The organism is Helicobacter cetorum MIT 00-7128 (assembly GCF_000259255.1).
Classification (GTDB): Bacteria; Campylobacterota; Campylobacteria; order Campylobacterales; family Helicobacteraceae; genus Helicobacter; species Helicobacter cetorum_B.
This window is the reverse complement of record NC_017737.1, coordinates 1,139,201-1,157,132: the sequence shown is the minus strand read 5'-3', so window position 1 is coordinate 1,157,132 and position 17,932 is coordinate 1,139,201. Positions and strand designations below refer to the sequence as shown.

14 protein-coding genes and 2 pseudogenes are annotated in these 17,932 nt (G+C 33.7%); 10 read left to right on the top strand and 6 right to left on the bottom strand.

Going from position 1 to position 17,932, the window contains the following annotated elements:
• Positions 1–25 precede the first annotated feature (25 nt).
• A pseudogene (locus HCW_RS10020) lies at positions 26–1,050 on the bottom strand (hypothetical protein); the annotation flags it as partial.
• Between the two features lie 237 nt (positions 1,051–1,287).
• On the opposite strand from HCW_RS10020, the gene typA reads away from it, so the two are divergent.
• Positions 1,288–3,087, top strand: a complete 1,800-nt coding sequence (gene typA, locus HCW_RS05370; protein WP_014661209.1) for a translational GTPase TypA — start codon at positions 1,288–1,290, stop codon at positions 3,085–3,087.
• A 519-nt stretch (positions 3,088–3,606) separates the two neighbouring features.
• Here typA and HCW_RS05365 read toward each other — a convergent pair.
• From HCW_RS05365 to dapB, 4 genes and pseudogenes are all read right to left on the bottom strand, one after another.
• Positions 3,607–6,450 carry a type III restriction-modification system endonuclease gene (locus tag HCW_RS05365; RefSeq protein ID WP_014661208.1) on the bottom strand — a complete coding sequence of 948 codons (2,844 nt, stop codon included), beginning with the start codon at positions 6,448–6,450 and terminating at the stop codon, positions 3,607–3,609.
• Positions 6,443–6,784, bottom strand: coding sequence for a hypothetical protein (locus tag HCW_RS10015; protein ID WP_419470990.1), 342 nt, complete (start codon positions 6,782–6,784; stop codon positions 6,443–6,445). The genes HCW_RS05365 and HCW_RS10015 overlap by 8 nt, the downstream gene beginning before the upstream one ends.
• 21 nt (positions 6,785–6,805) lie before the next feature.
• Positions 6,806–8,144: pseudogene (locus HCW_RS05355) on the bottom strand (site-specific DNA-methyltransferase); the annotation flags it as partial.
• Positions 8,145–8,402: 258 nt separating this feature from the next.
• Entirely contained in the window at positions 8,403–9,167 is a 765-nt protein-coding gene (dapB, locus tag HCW_RS05350) for a 4-hydroxy-tetrahydrodipicolinate reductase (RefSeq protein ID WP_014661205.1), read from the bottom strand.
• 74 nt (positions 9,168–9,241) lie between these two features.
• On the opposite strand from dapB, the gene recR reads away from it, so the two are divergent.
• The 9 genes from recR to HCW_RS05305 are packed head-to-tail and all read left to right on the top strand — an operon-like array spanning position 9,242 to position 16,169.
• Entirely contained in the window at positions 9,242–9,823 is a 582-nt protein-coding gene (gene recR / locus HCW_RS05345; protein ID WP_014661204.1) for a recombination mediator RecR, read from the top strand.
• Positions 9,820–10,953 (top strand): tRNA pseudouridine(13) synthase TruD, encoded by a 1,134-nt coding sequence (truD, locus tag HCW_RS05340; RefSeq protein ID WP_014661203.1) that lies wholly within the window; start codon positions 9,820–9,822, stop codon positions 10,951–10,953. The genes recR and truD overlap by 4 nt, the downstream gene beginning before the upstream one ends.
• Position 10,954: 1 nt before the next feature.
• Positions 10,955–11,881, top strand: a complete 927-nt coding sequence (htpX, locus tag HCW_RS05335; RefSeq protein ID WP_014661202.1) for a zinc metalloprotease HtpX — start codon at positions 10,955–10,957, stop codon at positions 11,879–11,881.
• A 4-nt stretch (positions 11,882–11,885) separates the two neighbouring features.
• Positions 11,886–12,428 (top strand): GTP cyclohydrolase I FolE, encoded by a 543-nt coding sequence (folE, locus tag HCW_RS05330; protein WP_014661201.1) that lies wholly within the window; start codon positions 11,886–11,888, stop codon positions 12,426–12,428.
• A gap of 15 nt (positions 12,429–12,443) precedes the next feature.
• The gene (locus tag HCW_RS05325) at positions 12,444–13,355 is read left to right on the top strand and encodes a polyprenyl synthetase family protein (RefSeq protein ID WP_014661200.1); all 912 of its coding nucleotides are present in this window, start codon (positions 12,444–12,446) and stop codon (positions 13,353–13,355) included.
• Positions 13,352–14,146 carry a 5'/3'-nucleotidase SurE gene (gene surE, locus HCW_RS05320; RefSeq protein ID WP_014661199.1) on the top strand — a complete coding sequence of 265 codons (795 nt, stop codon included), beginning with the start codon at positions 13,352–13,354 and terminating at the stop codon, positions 14,144–14,146. Before HCW_RS05325 ends, surE begins: the two co-directional genes overlap by 4 nt.
• The gene (locus HCW_RS05315; protein WP_014661198.1) at positions 14,143–14,799 is read left to right on the top strand and encodes a hypothetical protein; all 657 of its coding nucleotides are present in this window, start codon (positions 14,143–14,145) and stop codon (positions 14,797–14,799) included. The genes surE and HCW_RS05315 overlap by 4 nt, the downstream gene beginning before the upstream one ends.
• Positions 14,800–14,805: 6 nt before the next feature.
• Positions 14,806–15,408 carry a 6-pyruvoyl trahydropterin synthase family protein gene (locus tag HCW_RS05310; protein WP_014661197.1) on the top strand — a complete coding sequence of 201 codons (603 nt, stop codon included), beginning with the start codon at positions 14,806–14,808 and terminating at the stop codon, positions 15,406–15,408.
• A gap of 5 nt (positions 15,409–15,413) precedes the next feature.
• Positions 15,414–16,169: a 7-carboxy-7-deazaguanine synthase QueE gene (locus HCW_RS05305; RefSeq protein ID WP_014661196.1), complete on the top strand. Its 756-nt coding sequence runs from the start codon at positions 15,414–15,416 to the stop codon at positions 16,167–16,169.
• A 254-nt stretch (positions 16,170–16,423) separates the two neighbouring features.
• Here HCW_RS05305 and HCW_RS05300 read toward each other — a convergent pair whose 3' ends face one another.
• Complete coding sequence (locus tag HCW_RS05300) at positions 16,424–17,764, bottom strand: outer membrane beta-barrel protein (protein WP_014661195.1); 1,341 nt, start codon at positions 17,762–17,764, stop codon at positions 16,424–16,426.
• Positions 17,765–17,932 lie beyond the last annotated feature (168 nt).

Here is a 17,932-nt window from a genome sequence, read left to right as displayed (position 1 = left end):
CATTATATGATTTTTCTTTTTCTTTTGCATTTTTAGGGGCGTTTTCTAGCTCTTTAAAAGGTATTTCTGCATTCTTAGTTATCTCTCTGTCTAGTTCGCTCTTGCCTAAAGTAGAATTTTTGGCATCTCTTATTTTTTTGTTTTCTAATTCTTGTTGTTGGATTTTTTCTTGTAATCTTTGGCTTTCTAGCTCTTTTAATTCTTGCTCTTTAGCTAGTTTTTGTTGTTTTTCTAGGTTGGCTAACTCTAAAGGGCTTAAGTTTGTGGTAGAATTGTCATAGACATCGCCATGTGCATTCAACTCATGGTCGCCCTTAGAGGGTTTGGTGTCTTGCAATGCTTTATAACTCGTGTTATTCTTAAAACTTCCATTTGATTTATACATGCTTTTTAGTGCTAGTTCATTTTTGCCACTATTGACTTGCTCCACCACTACATAATAGCCATTTACTTGCTTAAAACCTATAACAACATTTTTATTTTCGTTATCTATGGTTTTAAAAACAGCGTCTGCATTATCAATAAAATTCCTATAATTAGCTAAGTCATCATAGCTGATTGGCACTTCTCCAGCTTTAGCATTGTTTGAGTTGACTCCATGCCGTTTTAGAATATGATTGATAGCTTGATAGTCTAAACTCGCTCTTACATTGTTTGGGTGTGAGAAATGAGCGTCTTTTAAAACTTCTAATTCTTTAGTGTAGCTTTTTCAATAATCATTTTCTTGCTGTTTTTATGCAAAAACTCTACTATTTCAGAATTTAAATTATTTCTACCAAAAGTAATGGCTCCCTTACCGCTTGTAGGAATTTCTTGGTTATTTAAAAGCTCCTTAATCTCATTGTTGTTTAACTTGATATGTGAAAAATCTAAAGCTTGCTCTTTTATCTCTTCACTCGCAGTTTTGACTCCGCTTGTAATCTCTTCAATTTTTTTCATCGTTTCATTAGAGAATTTAGATTTTTGAGCGCTTAGCTTTAAAGTGTTTGTAAATTCTTCTACACTATGACTTCTCTCTAAAGCTTGCTTTAAATGATACCTTAGGGCTGCTTCCTTGCGGTTTTCTCATCTAAAGAAATAAAGGTTTTAGGGGCGGTTCTATACATGGTGTCAAAGACTATCAACTTGACAATTCTATGCTATAAAATTACATGGATAAATATTTCTTAAAAATATCAAAAACTTATTCTACAAAAAAAGATTTAACTAAAAAATTCCAACATCTAGGGCTATTATACCCCCATATTGTGTTATACTTCTAGCTTAATTTTGCTTGTTAGGACATTTATGAAAAATATTAGAAATATCGCCGTAATTGCGCATGTTGACCATGGAAAAACCACTTTAGTAGATGGCTTACTCTCTCAATCTGGCACATTTAGTGAGAGAGAAAAGGTAGATGAAAGGGTTATGGATAGCAATGATTTAGAAAGAGAAAGAGGGATTACTATCCTTTCTAAAAACACTGCCATTCATTATAAAGACACTAAAATCAATATTATTGACACTCCCGGACACGCTGATTTTGGGGGCGAAGTAGAGCGGGTTTTAAAAATGGTAGATGGCGTTTTGCTCTTAGTAGATGCTCAAGAAGGAGTTATGCCTCAAACCAAATTTGTGGTTAAAAAGGCTTTGAGCTTTGGAATTTGTCCCATTGTTGTGGTGAATAAAATTGATAAGCCTGCCGCTGAGCCTGATAGAGTAGTAGATGAGGTTTTTGACTTATTTGTAGCCATGGGGGCTAATGATAAGCAACTAGATTTTCCTGTAGTTTATGCTGCTGCTAGAGATGGCTATGCGATGAAAAATTTAGATGATGAAAAGAAAAGTTTAGAGCCTTTATTTGAAACGATTTTAGAGCATGTGCCAAGTCCTAGCGGAAGTGCTAGCGAACCATTGCAAATGCAAATTTTTACGCTTGATTATGATAATTATGTGGGAAAAATTGGTATCGCTAGAGTGTTTAATGGCTCGGTTAAAAAGAATGAGAGCGTTCTTTTAATGAAGAGTGATGGGAGCAAAGAGAGTGGGCGTATCACTAAACTTATAGGCTTTTTAGGACTAGCAAGAACCGAGATTGAAAGTGCCCATGCGGGCGATATTGTGGCGATTGCCGGATTTAATGCAATGGATGTAGGTGATAGCGTGGTAGATCCAAATAATCCTATTCCACTAGACCCCATGCATTTAGAAGAGCCTACTATGAGCGTGTATTTTGCAGTCAATGATTCCCCCCTAGCAGGGCTTGAAGGAAAGCATGTAACTGCTAACAAACTTAAAGACAGATTATTAAAAGAAATGCAAACTAATATCGCTATGAAATGCGAAGAAATGGGCGAAGGTAAGTTTAAAGTGAGTGGGCGTGGGGAATTACAAATCACAATCCTAGCGGAGAATTTACGCCGTGAAGGGTTTGAATTTAGTATTTCACGCCCTGAAGTGATTATTAAAGAAGAGAATGGTAAAAAATGCGAGCCCTTTGAGCATTTAGTGATTGACACTCCCCAAGACTTTAGTGGGGCTATCATTGAGAGATTAGGCAAGAGAAAAGCCGAGATGAAAGCCATGAATCCTATGAGTGATGGCTATACAAGATTAGAATTTGAAATTCCTGCAAGGGGTCTTATAGGCTATAGAAGTGAGTTTTTGACCGACACTAAGGGTGAAGGCGTGATGAACCATAGCTTTTTAGAATTTAGAGAGTTTAGTGGGAGTGTGGAATCTCGCAAAAATGGGGCGTTAATTAGTATGGAAAATGGCGAAGCAACCGCTTTTTCGCTCTTTAATATCCAAGAAAGAGGCGTGCTTTTTATCAATCCACAAACTAAGGTTTATGTAGGCATGGTCATAGGCGAGCATAGTAGAGATAATGATTTAGATGTTAACCCTATTAAGTCCAAGCATTTAACCAACATGAGAGCTAGTGGGAGCGATGATGCGATTAAACTCACTCCACCAAGAACCATGGCTTTAGAAAGGGCGTTAGAATGGATTGAAGAAGATGAGATTTTAGAAGTTACGCCTTTAAATCTCAGGATTAGAAAAAAGATTTTAGACCCCAATATGAGAAAAAGGGCAAAGAAATAAACGCACTTAATCATGTCTTTTAAAAGACATGATTAACTCCCCTACTCTATTTTTATTAAGACTTCATTTTTTAAAAGATAATTACAAAGTCTCAACCCCTTTTCTTTTATGGCTTTTTGGATATTGTCAATTCTTAGCCTAGCACCACACAAAAAGCATTTATTATAAAAGCTAATGGGCACCTAAAATCATCGTTGCAATAGTAATAATTTACCTTATTGATACAATTTTTTAATAACAATAAAAATTAATTTGTAGGATTTATTTAATAAATCGTATTAGCAAATGATTTTTACAAAAGATAAACTTTATTAAAATATTTTTATTAAAGAGATTTTTAAAAGATGTATTTTTGGATTAAGTTTTTTACACCTTAAAAGAAAGATTTTCTTTCTTTTAATTCAAACAAGCTTTCATCACATAGGCTAAAAGCATTTCAGCAATTGCAATATTTTGCAAAAATAAAGTTTCATTATGCAAGCCAATATATCTCAAATTTTTATTTATCAAGATATTAAGCTAACTATTTTTCTTGCTTAATACCTCTCTTAGAATTTCTGTGATTTCTGTATCTTCAAATTGTGTCTTAAAGCTCACATTCTTAAGGCTTTCAAAAAATTTAGGGGCGTATTGATTGATTTTCCTTTCTTCTTCCTTGCTTAAGGCTTCGTCCCTTTTGCCCTTGCTTTCAATAATGCAATGCAACTCTTTTTTACTCTCCTTATCTTCTATCACATACATAAAATCAGGACTATAGCTAAATCCCCCAGCTAAAGGGATTTTAATAGAATTTTTAGGTATTTTACTAAACACTTTAATTTTAAAATCTTTATCTTCTATGATTTGACTAATATTAGACTTTTCAATCTTGCTATCACACACCACCTTTTCTAACAAAAAGCTTTCTTGTGCCTCTTTGTCTTCTTCGCCTAAAGTGCCTAAATTACTCACATTAATTTCTTTTAATGCATACCCTTTATTATCACTAAACGCACTTGGATGGACATTAGCCTCTATTTTTGCATAGCTAATTTCAAAATTCACGCTCCCATAGGCTAAAAAGCGTTTGAACTCTTTTTCTATATAAACCACATTGCTATCATTTAAATAATCTTTTAAATCAAAATCTTTTTGTGTTTTCAAGCTCTCAAAGGCTCTATGTAAGGTGCTTTTTTTCACGCTGAGTTTTTTAGCAAGTTTTAATAAAAACTCTTCATATTCCATGCCCTTGATTTTTTGCAATTCTTGCTTATTATATTTTTTTACCTCGCCTCCAAAATATGCACTTGCTTGAGACACTAATTGAGTTTTTTTCCATTTTGAATGGCTATCTTGAAAACATTCTTTAACAATTTCTAAAAACTTCTCTTCATTTTCAATATGATAGATTAAAAAGCGTTTTTGATTGATTTCTTCCCATAATGCTTTCAATTCAGCGTATTTATGCGCTCTAATTTTTACCTTATTGGTATTATTAGAACTCCCTATTTTTCCACTACTGACCTTAAAAGCTAAGGGGTATAGCTCTTTTAAGCCTTCAAAATCAATGATATTTAAAGCTCTCATGCTATCAATAATTTTATTTTGAGAGCATTCATAGATAATAATATCATCTGTTTTATCCGGATAATATTGAATAATATTTTGACATACCTCATCATCAAGCTTACTATAGTTAACAGCCCCCTCTACCTCATCTTTTAATTCTTTAATGAAGTTTTTTTCATCATCGCCCACAATGTATTCTAAAAAAAATTCTTCATCACTAATGCGGTTTTGATATTCATTTACAGGCAGTCTCAAGCCTCGCCCCACTTCTTGAATCCTGCTAATATCACTCCCGCTACTGCGCATTTTACAAATCACAAAAACATTAGGGTTATCCCACCCCTCTTTTAAAGTCCATTGCGAGAAAATAAAACGCCTTGTATTCTCTAAACTTAATAACGCCTCTTTGTCATGCAAAATCTCTTCTACTTCTTTAGCAATATCTTCATCACTCTGGCTATTATCCTTGCAAAAATACCCTCCATGCGTTTTAGAAATATCTTTAAGGCTTTTTTCTAAAAACTCATAGTAAAAGTTATTTTCTTTGACTTCTTTGCTATTTTTCATTTTTGTAATTTGTTCTTTTAAAATCTCTTCAAACAAATCTTTGAGCCACGCATAATCAGCATTGCGATACGCATTAATATTATCAATAAAAAAGAGTGTTATAGGCTTGATTCTATCTTTTCTTGTAACTAAAAGCGTGTATTCAATTTTTAAATGCTCTTCTATAGCCTTAGTTAAAAAACCTTTACAAAAATCTTTATTCACCCCCTTAATCATATCGCCCTTTTGATAAGTTTCGCCATTATTTAGCTCAATTTTGGTTCTTTTAGCATTAATCTTTTCTAAAACAAAATCAGAAATCTTGCCAAGCTTAGGGATAATTTGCTCTTGTTTGCTCTCTGTTTTATTCCCTAAATAGCTGATGACATCAAACACTGCATAATCATCAAAAATTTCTTTAAGCTTAAATTTCTGGCTTGTTATACAAGAAGTATCAATCACATGCCCTCTCACACCCTTAGTCAAACCCCTATTAAACGCCTCTCTAGCACTCAAATGATACACCAAGTTCTTATAATCTATTTCTTTATTCTTTTTATTTTTATAAGGGAAAGTCGCCCCAAAACGCACTAAAACTTGAGGCTTAAACTTCATTAAATTAGCATAAGTAACATTTTCTTGCTTAAATTTATGCACCTCATCCATAATAATAAAAGGCTTTAATTTTGAAATGCTTTCAAAAATACTAAAGCTCCCAAATAAGCCCTCGCATTCTTCTTCTAAGCTTTTAGAATTTAACATGCCTTGATTGATAACTAAAATACTCAGCTCATTTTCTTTTTCTATAAAATTTCTTAACTCTACGCTTAAAAAGTTTTTAGCCTTTTTGCTATTTTTCTTGCTTTCTAAAACAAAAACTTCAAAATCCACGCCAAAAGTTTGCGTATTGTTTTTTAAAAAATCCACTAATTGCGCCTTTATGGCTAAACTAGGGATAACGATAATAAATTTATGCACCTTTTGTGCGTAATAATGATAAATATTTGCCATAAGCTTAGTAAAAGTATAAGTCTTGCCCGTGCCTGTTTGCATGCACACATCAACATTAAGGGGCGTATCAAAAATTAAAGGCACATTTTTTAAGTGGTTTTGCTCTTGGATACTTTTAAGATTATTTTCTAAAACATGCTTATTTAGCATTAGCTCATCATTGGCATTTGGCTCATCGCTCTTCTTTATAGAGATATTTTCAAAGAGTTTTAAAACAGAGTTGATAGCCTTTTCTTGGTAATCTAAATTTTCATACATTTTTAGGATACCACGCTTTCACTAGGATATGGCTATTTTTATTGTTTTTATGCGCCTTGCCTTCTTTAAGCTCTAATTGCATTTTGCTATCCATATTTTCGCCATAATAAATGATAGATTTCACATTAAAATCCCTATCATTATTGATTTTATTAAAAAGCTCTTTTAAGGCTGTATCGTTGAAGCCTTTTTCATATAAATACAAGCATTGCGTGTCTTTGGCGTAATAAGCTTGATAAGGTTCTTTACGCTCATTATCTAAAAGAATGACTTCACATGCACTATTTAAGACTAAGCCATCATAAACGCTCGCACTTAACACTAAGTTTTCTATATCATTAAAAAGATTGTCTTTTTCTATTTCTTTAATTTCAAAAATCTTAAAGCCACAATCTAAGCTTGGGTATTGCTCTTTAATTTTTGCTCCAGCTCTTTTAATCCTTTCTTTCGTAATGTCAAAAATGCTAGGACTTTGTGAGTTTAAGGTGTTTTTGCAAAAATCAAACGCACTTTTATTTTTATTTGCATCAATAATCTCATCTAACTGAACGAGAATAAATTGTCTTTCTTTAAATCCGGCATTTAGGCTATTAAATAACCCCCCCCCCCGCACTTAATTTTTGATAATCGTTTTTATTACTTTCCAACACGGCATGGGCGGTTGTGCCACTTCCGGCGAAAAAGTCTAAAATTAGGTCGCCTTCGTTTGTGGCGATTTGGATTAAATCGCAAATAAAATAAACTGATTTAGAATAATTAAAAATAGGTTCGCCAAAAAGTTGTTTCATTGTCGCTGAACTTACAGAAGTAGAATATTTAGGTTTGTAACAAGTTGTTTTCATTTTTTTGCTAGGTAAATCCCCTAAGCTAGGGCGTTGTTTTTTTATAAAATTATAATTATTTCCTACTTTCTTAACAATCAGTTCATGCTTATTCTCTTGTAAGAAATCTTTACCCCAATTCCAGCATACTTCCTTGCCATTTGTAAGTGGCAATACTTCAATATTGTATTTGTTAGATTTTTCTAAAGATATTTCCAAATCATCACTTAAATAAATAGGATAGAACATGCTAGGTCGCTTTTCTCTCGGAGCATTTTCCCCTGTTCCTTTAATATTGCGTCCCTCTTTCCAATATCCATACTCATCAATATTCCATTTAGCTAATTCATCTTCATATTCATCAATCAATATGTCTTTAAGGTGTAATAATTCCTTATTTTTTGCATATATTAGGCAATATTCATGTGTATTCACTATGCCATCTGTGTTGTTATTCCCCTTAAGATTATCTACTACAGACAGCAAATTCACAAAATTATCTTCCCCAAAAATCTCATCGCATAAAAGTTTGAGTTGTGCCATTTCATTATCATCTATAGAAATAAAAATCACGCCATCATCTTTTAAAAGCTTTCTAGCTAGAAATAATCTAGGATACATAAAAGATAGCCATGCACTATGACTATTTGCCCCCTTGCTAGACCATTCTAGCACCCTATTAGCCTCTTTTTCTTCTATGCCTAGCTTAACTAAGCTTTCTAAATCCCACGCTCTAGTGTCATTATAAACAAAATCTTTATTATTTGTATTATAAGGGGGGTCAATATAAATCATTTTGATTTTTTCTTTATAAGCCCTTTTTAAATGCCTTAAAACTTCTAAATTATCGCCCTTAATCAAAATATTTTGGCTTTCTTTATTTTCATCTATAATGTTATGCTTATTATCAGCGCAAATAATCGTGCTAGGTTTTACATTTGCTAATTTAGAGGCAACAAATTTGGCGCTAAAATTCAAGCGATAGCTTTCATCGCTTATGGCTATTTCGCTATCTTTACAAAAGCTTTGTAATTTTTCTATATTTAAAGCGTTGTCTTTATCAAAAATTTCAGGCAACAATTGTTTTAAAGCCTCTAAGCGTTCGTTATTTTTTATTTCCATTACCATTCCTTAATTAAACATCTCTTTAATCTCATATTTTTTAGCCTTTTTATCTTTAAGCCATAGAGCGACTTCTAAAGCTCCTTTAGCAAAGATAGAGCGGTTTGTAGCCGTATGAGTGAGTTCTATATATTCGCCTTGTAAATAAAAGCCTATCGTATGTTTCCCTGCTACATCACCCCCTCTTAAAGCGACTACGCCAATACTTTCTTTGGAGCGTAAATCTTCTCTATGAGTTACTAAAGCTTTCTTTTCATCATAGCCCCTAGCCTTAGCACAAGCTTGATACAAGCTTAATGCTGTGCCACTTGGTGCGTCTTTTTTAAGATTATGATGCGTTTCTACAATCTCAATATCCGCATCTTTTAATTGTGATGAGGCTAAAAAAGCTAATTGAGTAAGGATTGCAACGCCTAAAGACATGTTATGCGCATGTAAAATGGGGGCTTTTAAAGAAAGACTTTGCATTTTTTCTAGCGTTTTTTCTTCTAATCCGGTTGTGCCAGAAACTAAAATTTTAGGGCATTCTAAAAGAGCGTCTAATAAGCTATCAGTCCCTTTTGATAAAGAAAAATCAATCACGCATTCACACGCTTTTGCAAACGCTTTTAAATCATTAGTTACCAAGGGTGTGTGTGAAAAATCGCTAAAATCTATTTCACACTTATTTCTTGCAAACACGCTTGCTAAAACAAGCCCTTTATAGCCATGTTTTAATTCTTCTAAAAGCAATTTTCCTATACGCCCATTAGCTCCATAAACACCGATTTTCATGTTTTTCCTTAATTTTTTATTTTATTGTATCACGCTTTTAAAAGCACAATTTAAAATATTAGTATAATACAAGCATGAATACTTATAAAAACAGCTTGAATCATTTTTTAAATTTAGTGGATTGTTTGGAAAAAATCCCAAGTGTGGGTAAAAAATCTGCCTTTAAAATGGCGTATCATTTAGGTTTGGAAAACCCCTATTTGGCACTCAAACTCACTCACGCTTTAGAAAATGCCCTAGAAAATCTCAAAACATGTTCATCTTGTAACGCCTTGAGTGAGAGTGAGATTTGTGAGATTTGTTCTGATGAAAGTAGGCAAAATTCTCAGCTTTGCATGGTTTTACACCCAAGAGATGTGTTTATCTTAGAAGATTTAAAGGACTTTTTAGGACGCTACTATGTGCTAAATTCCATAGAAGATTTGAATTTTAACGCCCTAGAAAAACGCCTAGTTGAAGAAAATATTAAAGAAATCATCTTTGCTTTCCCCCCCACTCTAGCTAATGATTCTTTAATGCTCTATATAGAAGATAAATTACAAAAATTTCATCTCACTTTTACTAAAATCGCTCAAGGCGTGCCTACTGGAGTGAATTTTGAAAACATTGATTTAGTCTCACTTTCAAGGGCGTTTAACGCAAGGATAAAAGCATGAATTTAAATTTTATGCCCCTACTACATGCTTATAATCATGCGAGTATTGATTTTGTTTTCAATTCTAGTGCGAGAGATTTTTGTGTGCATGAAGTGCCTTTATATGAGTTTAGCAACACAGGCGAGCATGCCATTATTCAAGTAAGAAAAAGTGGCTTAAGCACTTTAGAAATGCTTCAAATTTTTTCTGAAATTTTAGGCATAAAAGTTAGAGAAATGGGTTATGCAGGTTTGAAAGATAAAAACGCACTAACAACGCAATTTATCTCACTCCCTAAAAAATACGCCCCCCTATTAGAAACTCATGCTAGTGTTTTACAAGCAAGAAACATTAAAATCCTATCTCTAACTTATCATCATAATAAAATCAAACTAGGGCATTTGAAAGGGAATAAATTTTTTATGCGTTTTAAAAAAATGACCCCCTTAAACGCTCAAAAGACCGAGCTTGTCCTAGAAAAAATCGCTCAATTTGGCATGCCTAATTATTTTGGCTCACAACGCTTTGGGAAGTTTAATGACAACCACAAAGAAGGTTTAAAAATCTTACAAAATGAAAGGCGTTTCAAAAATAAGAAATTAAACGCTTTTTTAATCTCAAGCTATCAAAGCTATTTGTTTAACTCGCATTTAAGTAAACGATTAGAGCTCAGTAAAATTATCAGCGATTTTAGTTTGAAAGAGAGTTTAGAGTTTTTTAAACAAAAGCATTTAAGTATCCCTTCAAACGCCCTAAAAATCCTTAAACAACAAGCCCACCCCTTTAAAATCTTAGAAGGCGATGTGATGTGCCATTACCCTTATGGGAAGTTTTTTGATGTTTTAGACTTAGAAAAAGAAAGCGAGAGATTTTTAAATCAAAAAGTTGTGCCTACCGGTTTATTAGATGGCAAAAAAGCTCTTTATGCAAAAAATTTGAGCCTAGAAATTGAAAAAGAATTTCAACACGAAGTTTTAAATAATCATGCTAAAACGCTAGGTTCTAGGCGGTTTTTTTGGGTGTTTGTAGAAAATTTGACTTCTAAATATGTGAAAGAAAAAGCACAATTTGAGCTAGAATTTTACTTGCCTAAGGGGAGTTATGCGAGTGCGTTACTTAAAGAAATCAAACATGAGAAGGAGGAATATTAGCATGAATTTTGAAAAGATTATCGCACAAAATAGGCTCAAGACTAATGCGGTTTTAGCGACTTATTGCGTGATTTTTGCTTTTATAGGCTTGTTAGTAGATGTTATTAGAATTAATGCTAATGATTTAGGCATAGCCCTTTTTAAACTCATCACTTTTCAAATTTTTCCTACCATTACCCTAACTATGTTTCTTATAGCTTCTGTAATTATTTTCATTTGTATTCAAAATTTTAGCTCTATCATGCTAAGTGGCGATGAATATAAGCTCATTGACCCTAACAAGGTTTTAAGCTCTAAAGAAAATCAAATTTATGGCGTTTTTTCAGAGCTTTTAGAAGAAGCTAAGCTTAATTTTGAGCCTAAGCTTTATATCATTAATGCCCCTTATATGAATGCCTTTGCAAGTGGCTGGAATGAATCTAACTCTCTTATTGCTCTTACAAGTGCCTTAATAGAGAGATTAGACAGAGATGAATTAAAAGCAGTGATAGCCCATGAACTTAGCCACATTAGGCACAATGATATTCGCTTAACTATGTGTGTAGGGATTTTAAGCAATATCATGCTCTTAGTGGCTAATTTTAGCGTGTATTTTTTTATGGGTAATCGCAGGAATAATGGAGCGAATTTAGCTAGAAGCATTTTGTTTATCTTACAAATCATCTTGCCTTTTTTAACGCTCATTTTACAAATGTATTTAAGCCGCACACGAGAATACATGGCGGATAGTGGAGCCGCATTTTTAATGCATGATAGTAAGCCTATGATTAGAGCCTTACAAAAAATTTCTAACGATTATAGCAAGAATGATTATAGAGAAATAGATACTAATAGCACTCGCTATGCGGCTTATATTTTTAATTCTGAAATGTTTAGCACACACCCTAGCATTAAAAATCGTATTCAATCACTCACAAGGCGTGCATAATACTATGGAAAAATTTTTCAACCAGTTTTTTGAAAATATCGGCGAAGACAAGAATAGAGAAGGCTTAAAAGATACGCCTAAAAGAGTTATTGAATTGTGGAATTTCTTGTATAAAGGCTATAAAGAAGACCCAAAAGTTGCTCTAAAAAGTGCGTATTTTCAAGGGGTTTGTGATGAAATGGTTATCGCTCAACACATTGAGTTTTACTCCACTTGCGAGCATCATTTATTGCCCTTTTTTGGACATATTAGTGTGGGATACATTCCTAATGAAAAGATTGTGGGCATTAGTGCGATAGCTAAGCTTATTGAAATTTATAGCAAACGCTTACAAATCCAAGAAAGACTTACCACTCAAATTGCAGAAACCTTTAATGAAATCATTGAGCCAAAGGGCGTAATAGTGGTCTGTGAAGCCAAGCATTTATGCATGAGCATGCAAGGAGTGCAAAAGCAAAATACAATCATAAAAACGAGTGCCTTAAAAGGCTTGTTTAAAAAAGACCCTAAAACTAGAGCTGAATTTATGCAACTCTTAAAATCTTAGGCTATAATTTTACGCATGAATAATCCTAAATTATCCTTTTATTACAATGAATGCGAAAATTTTGAAAGCTTTTTAAATAACCATAATTTGGAGCTTAAGAGCTTTCACCCTTATCTTGAAGAAGCCTTTTTTGAAATGGTGCTTAATGGGGGCAAAAGGTTTCGCCCCAAGCTTTTTTTAGCCTCACTTTGTGCCTTAGTGGACAAAAAACATTATCTTACAAAACAAACAGAATATTTTAAAATCGCTTTAAGCATTGAATGCCTGCACACCTATTCGCTTATCCATGATGATTTACCTTGCATGGATAATGCTAGTCTAAGAAGAAATCACCCCACACTACACGCCAAATACAATGAGACTACAGCCGTATTAATAGGCGATGCTTTAAATACTTACGCCTTTGAATTACTCTCAAGCTCCCTATTAGAAAGTCCTATTATTGTAGAGTTAGTCAAAATCTTAAGCACTAATGGTGGGATTAAGGGCATGGTTTTAGGGCAAGCAATAGATTGCTATTTTGAAAACACGCCTTTGAACTTGGAGCAACTCACTTTTTTACACAAGCATAAAACTGCTAAACTCATTAGTGCGAGTCTCATTATGGGACTTGTTGCAAGTGGTATTAAAGATACAGAGCTTTTAAAATGGCTTAGTGCTTTTGGGTTAAAAGTGGGTCTGTGTTTTCAAGTGCTAGATGATATTATAGATGTTACACAAAATGAAGAAGAAAGCGGTAAAACCACCCATTTGGATAGTGCTAAAAATAGTTTTGTGAATTTATTAGGATTAGATAAAGCAAACCATTATGCTAACACTTTAAAAACAGAGATTTTAAACGATTTAAATAGTTTAGAATTTTCACACACTCTTTTAAAAGAGAATTTACAAGAACTTTTAAACGCATGGCTTAAGGGCGAAAAATGAAAAAAATTTTACTCACTAATGATGATGGCTATCATGCACAAGGCATTAAGGCTTTAGAAAAAGCCTTAGAACCAATGGCAGAAATTTATGTTGTTGCCCCAAAACATGAAAAAAGTGCATGCTCGCAAAGTATCACTATCACTGAGCCTTTAAGAGCAGAAAAAGTCAAAGACAGACATTATAGAATTGATGATGGCACACCAAGTGATTGCGTGTATTTGGCTATCAATGAGCTGTTTAAAGATGTTGTATTTGATTTAGTGATTTCAGGCATAAATCTTGGTTCTAACATGGGTGAAGATACGATCTATTCTGGCACGGTTGCTGGAGCGATTGAAGGCACGATTCAAGGCGTTGCTTCTATTGCAATTTCGCAAATCATCTCTAATAAAGATAAAAGCATTCCTTTAAATTTTGATTTAGCCAAACAAACTATACAAGATTTAGTGCAAATGATTTTTACACAAGGCTATCCTTTAAAAGGGCGTAAACTCTTAAATGTGAATATCCCTACTTGCTTAATTAAGGATTGTCAAGGCACACTCATCACACCAAAAGGTTATAGAATATATCAAAAAGAAGTGCATAAACGCACAGACCCTAAGGGCAAGAATTATTTTTGGTTAGGTCAGCACCCCTTAATGTGGAACGAACGAGAGAATAAAGACAAGCTCTCTGATTTTCAAGCTATCCACAATAATTATGTTTCTATTACACCCCTACTCTTAGACTTAACAAGCTATAAAGATTTAAACGCCTTAGAATCTTGGCATAGGGGTGTATTGGAGTGAGTAAAAATTATCGCTTAACTTTTTTTGGTTTTATATTAGGGTTTCTTTTTTTATTGAGTGCATGTCAGCACCGCTTACACATGGGCTATTACTCAGAAGTTACGGGGGGTTATCTTTTCAATTATAATTCTACTATCGTGGTAGCTTATAACAGAAGTGATATGATGACCTCTTATTATATTAACACCATTATTTATGAGTTACAAAAATTAGGCTTTTATAATGTCTTCACACAAGAGGAATTTCCGCTAGATAGAGCCAAAAATGTGATTTATGCACGAGTGGTGCGTAATATTGCATCTATACCTATTTATCGTTATAATTACCAATTGATTGACCATGATAGCAAACCTTGTTATTGGATTGGAGGGCAGTTTTATTGCTCGCCAGCCCCTACAGATTATTACGCCATTAATGGCTTTAGTGAAGAAGTGTTTATGAGCGCTAATTCGCATTTTATCTTAGATTGGTATGATATGGTATTGCAAAAACGAGTTTTATACATAGATGGAAGTGTGAGCGGGAAGACTTGTGGTTATCAAATGCTCTATAGAGATTTGATTAAAAGCACCATTAAACGCATTGATTTTAACCGCCCCGAGCATTATTACTATCGCTTGAGACTACCCTTTTACCAACCATGCTACAAGTAGTCAAAAATGATTATTAGAAGATTATATAAATTTTGTGCTAGTCATGTGGTGCGTAATTGCTCCTCTTTAAAATGCGCTCAAAATATTCATGGGCATAATTATGAAGTAGAAGTCTTTATTGAAACTAATCGCTTGGATAATGCGTGCATGGCATTAGATTTTGGAATCATGCAACAAGAAATGCAAATTTTTATAGACTCCTTTGACCATGCCCATCATTTTTGGGATAAAGAAAGTGCAGAATTTCAGCATTTTATAGAAAAAAATTGTGTGCGTTATGTGAAATGCTCGTTTAATTTGAGTGCGGAAAGTTATGCTTTGATGTTTTTATACTACTTAAGCTTGATTTTACAAAAAAGCACTTTTTCTAATAACGAAGGGGAGCTGAAAGTCTCTAGCGTAAGAGTGCATGAGACCAAAAACGGCTACGCTGAGGCATTTTTAAAAGATTTAGAAAACCCTAATTTTAAAGCACTCGTTCATAAAAATTGCGTATCCTTTTCACAAGGCATTCAAAGTCTATGGCAAGATAAAGACTTTTTTAATAAAATCATTAGTGATGAAGAAAAATGCTTTTTTCATGCTAAACCCCTACATCAAATCCCTTAAAAATAATGAAACTTCCGGTAGTTGAGAGCTTTTTTTCTCTCCAAGGCGAGGGCAAAAGGATAGGCAGACCAAGCCTATTTTTACGCTTAGGGGGGTGTAATCTCTCTTGTAAGGGCTTTGATTGTAAAACCCCATTAAATGATGAAATTCTAATTGGTTGTGATAGTTTGTATGCGGTGCATTCTAAGTTTAAAGATTTTTGGGATTATTATAGTAGGCCTAAAGCCTTAATCAGGCACTTAGAAAGTCTAGCTCCTAATTACAACAATTTTGATTTCATTCTTACAGGCGGAGAGCCAAGCTTGCATTTTAATAATCCTACTTTATTGAGCGTTTTGGAGTATTTTCATCAAAAAGAGATTCCTTTATTTGTAGAAAGTAACGGCTCTATCTTTTTTGAATTTAGCCCTATCTTAAAAGAATTGCATTTTACCCTAAGCGTAAAACTCTCTCTTTCTTTAGAGAAAGAAAACAAACGCATTAATCTTAAAGCCTTACAGAACATCTTAGATAATGCTAAAAGCGTGAATTTTAAATTTGTCTTAGATAGCATTAATGCTACTCAATCAATTATGGAAATTCAAAACCTTTTAAAGCAACTTAGCTTAAACAATAATGAAGTCTTTTTAATGCCCTTAGGCACAACTAAAAATGAACTAGATAAAAATCTAAAAGCCCTAGCCCCCCTAGCCCTAGAAAATGGCTATAGTCTTAGTGATAGACTACACATTCGCTTATGGGATAATCAAAAAGGCTTTTAAACCCTTTTTATCTTTTGCTCCCCCTATTTTTTAGAGATTAAAAAGTTTTGAGTTCTTTTTTATAGTCTTTTTAAGAAAACTTATTTTTAAGTTTTTATTTTATAGTTTAGTTTTTATTTTGATTATAAATCTTTTATTTTTTAAGGGGAGATTTTTTAATTAAAAATCCCCACAATAACTTCACAAGACTTAGGAAGTTTTCACTTAACGCTATTTAAGCGTTAAGTCTTTTGTAGCGCCCAATAAAACAAAGCCTAGAATAAATAATAATAGCTTACAAAAAGACTATAGAACATGTCATTTTGCACTTCATAAGTCTTATCTTTAGTCTTTAAAGACACGCTAGGATTTTTGATAAATGGCACACGCACACCTAAATTAAATTCATGCATACCATTGAAGACAAATCTAAGTCCCGTATGCAAAAAGGCGTCAAATTTCGTGTTGCTTACATTATGGTTTTTAATTTGTGTGATAGAAGTGTTTCCGGCAACATTCACCCCCGCAAACACACCAAAAACCATGCTTTTCTTGTCATTATTATCTATAATATTAGCCAAGAAGTCCGCCCCACCCCCATAAAGAATGTTAGAGCTAGAAAAATAAGTATTGGTATAGAGATATTCAAGATTGATATACCCCCTTAAACCAAATCTAGGCTTAAAGAAATATTTATACCCTAGCGCTACACTCCCTCCATAATGCACGCTTGTTTGTTTGGTAGTTGTGGTAATAGCTGTAGGATTTTGAGAGTTTTGAGAAGTGTTAGCTTTATTAGGAACATTCGCTAAAAATCTATGAAAATAACTAAAAAGCGTAGCAAGACCGGTGGGAACGCCGTCGGGTAAAGCAGTGGGGATAATCGGACCGGGATTATTCTTAGGCCAATTAAAATAACAATTATAGTTCGCTAAAGCATCGTTACTATAATTTGGTGAAATAGGCGTGCTAGATTGAACGAGCGGACAGCTAGGCAACGCACTACTTGGGTCTTGCTCGGAATTAAAAAGTCTATTATATACTTGTTCATCTTGTTGATAGTTAGGACCTTGAACAGAATAGCAATCATATAATTTTTGACCTTTTTTTACTTGTCCCTCACAATATTTTTGATACTTCTCCCAATTCGGTTGTTTTTGTGCGTTTTCTAAAGCATTATTTTTATCATCTCTATATTTTTCAACCGCTTTCGTATATTGTTCTTTTATTTGTTGTTCTTTTTGGGCATCAGGGTTTGGTTGGCTTGGCTCAGGGTTTGGTGGTTGTGGTTGTGGTTGGCTTGGTTTTTCTGGTTCAGGTTTTTGAGGAGGCTTAGGGCTAGGCTTTTGGCTTGGCTCTTGTGGTTGTGGGGCTGGCTGTGGTTGAGGCTGTGGGGCTATTTGAGGGGGTATTATAGGACTACTAGGGGGTTCTAGGGTTGTGATAGTGCGCTTTTGTTCGCCTTGACCGATTAAAAAACTACCCCCAACATACCACGAACTCTCTTCAGCTCTTAAATCAGTCAAAAAAACTAGGGGGATAAGGAGTAAGGGTCTCATAATGCGCCCCCCCCCCAAAGCTTGTTGTTGCTTTAAGAAAATGTTACAAAATTTCATATTTTATTCCTAATATAGTTAATAGTTTAATGTAAATATAGCAACAAAAAAGTAATTTTTTCCTTGATTTTTTAGCATTTTTGAAAATATTATTTTAAAAGCGTATTTTAGTAATATTAGCATGGCAAAAAGCGCTATAAATACCTTTTTGAGGCATTCATGCTTTTA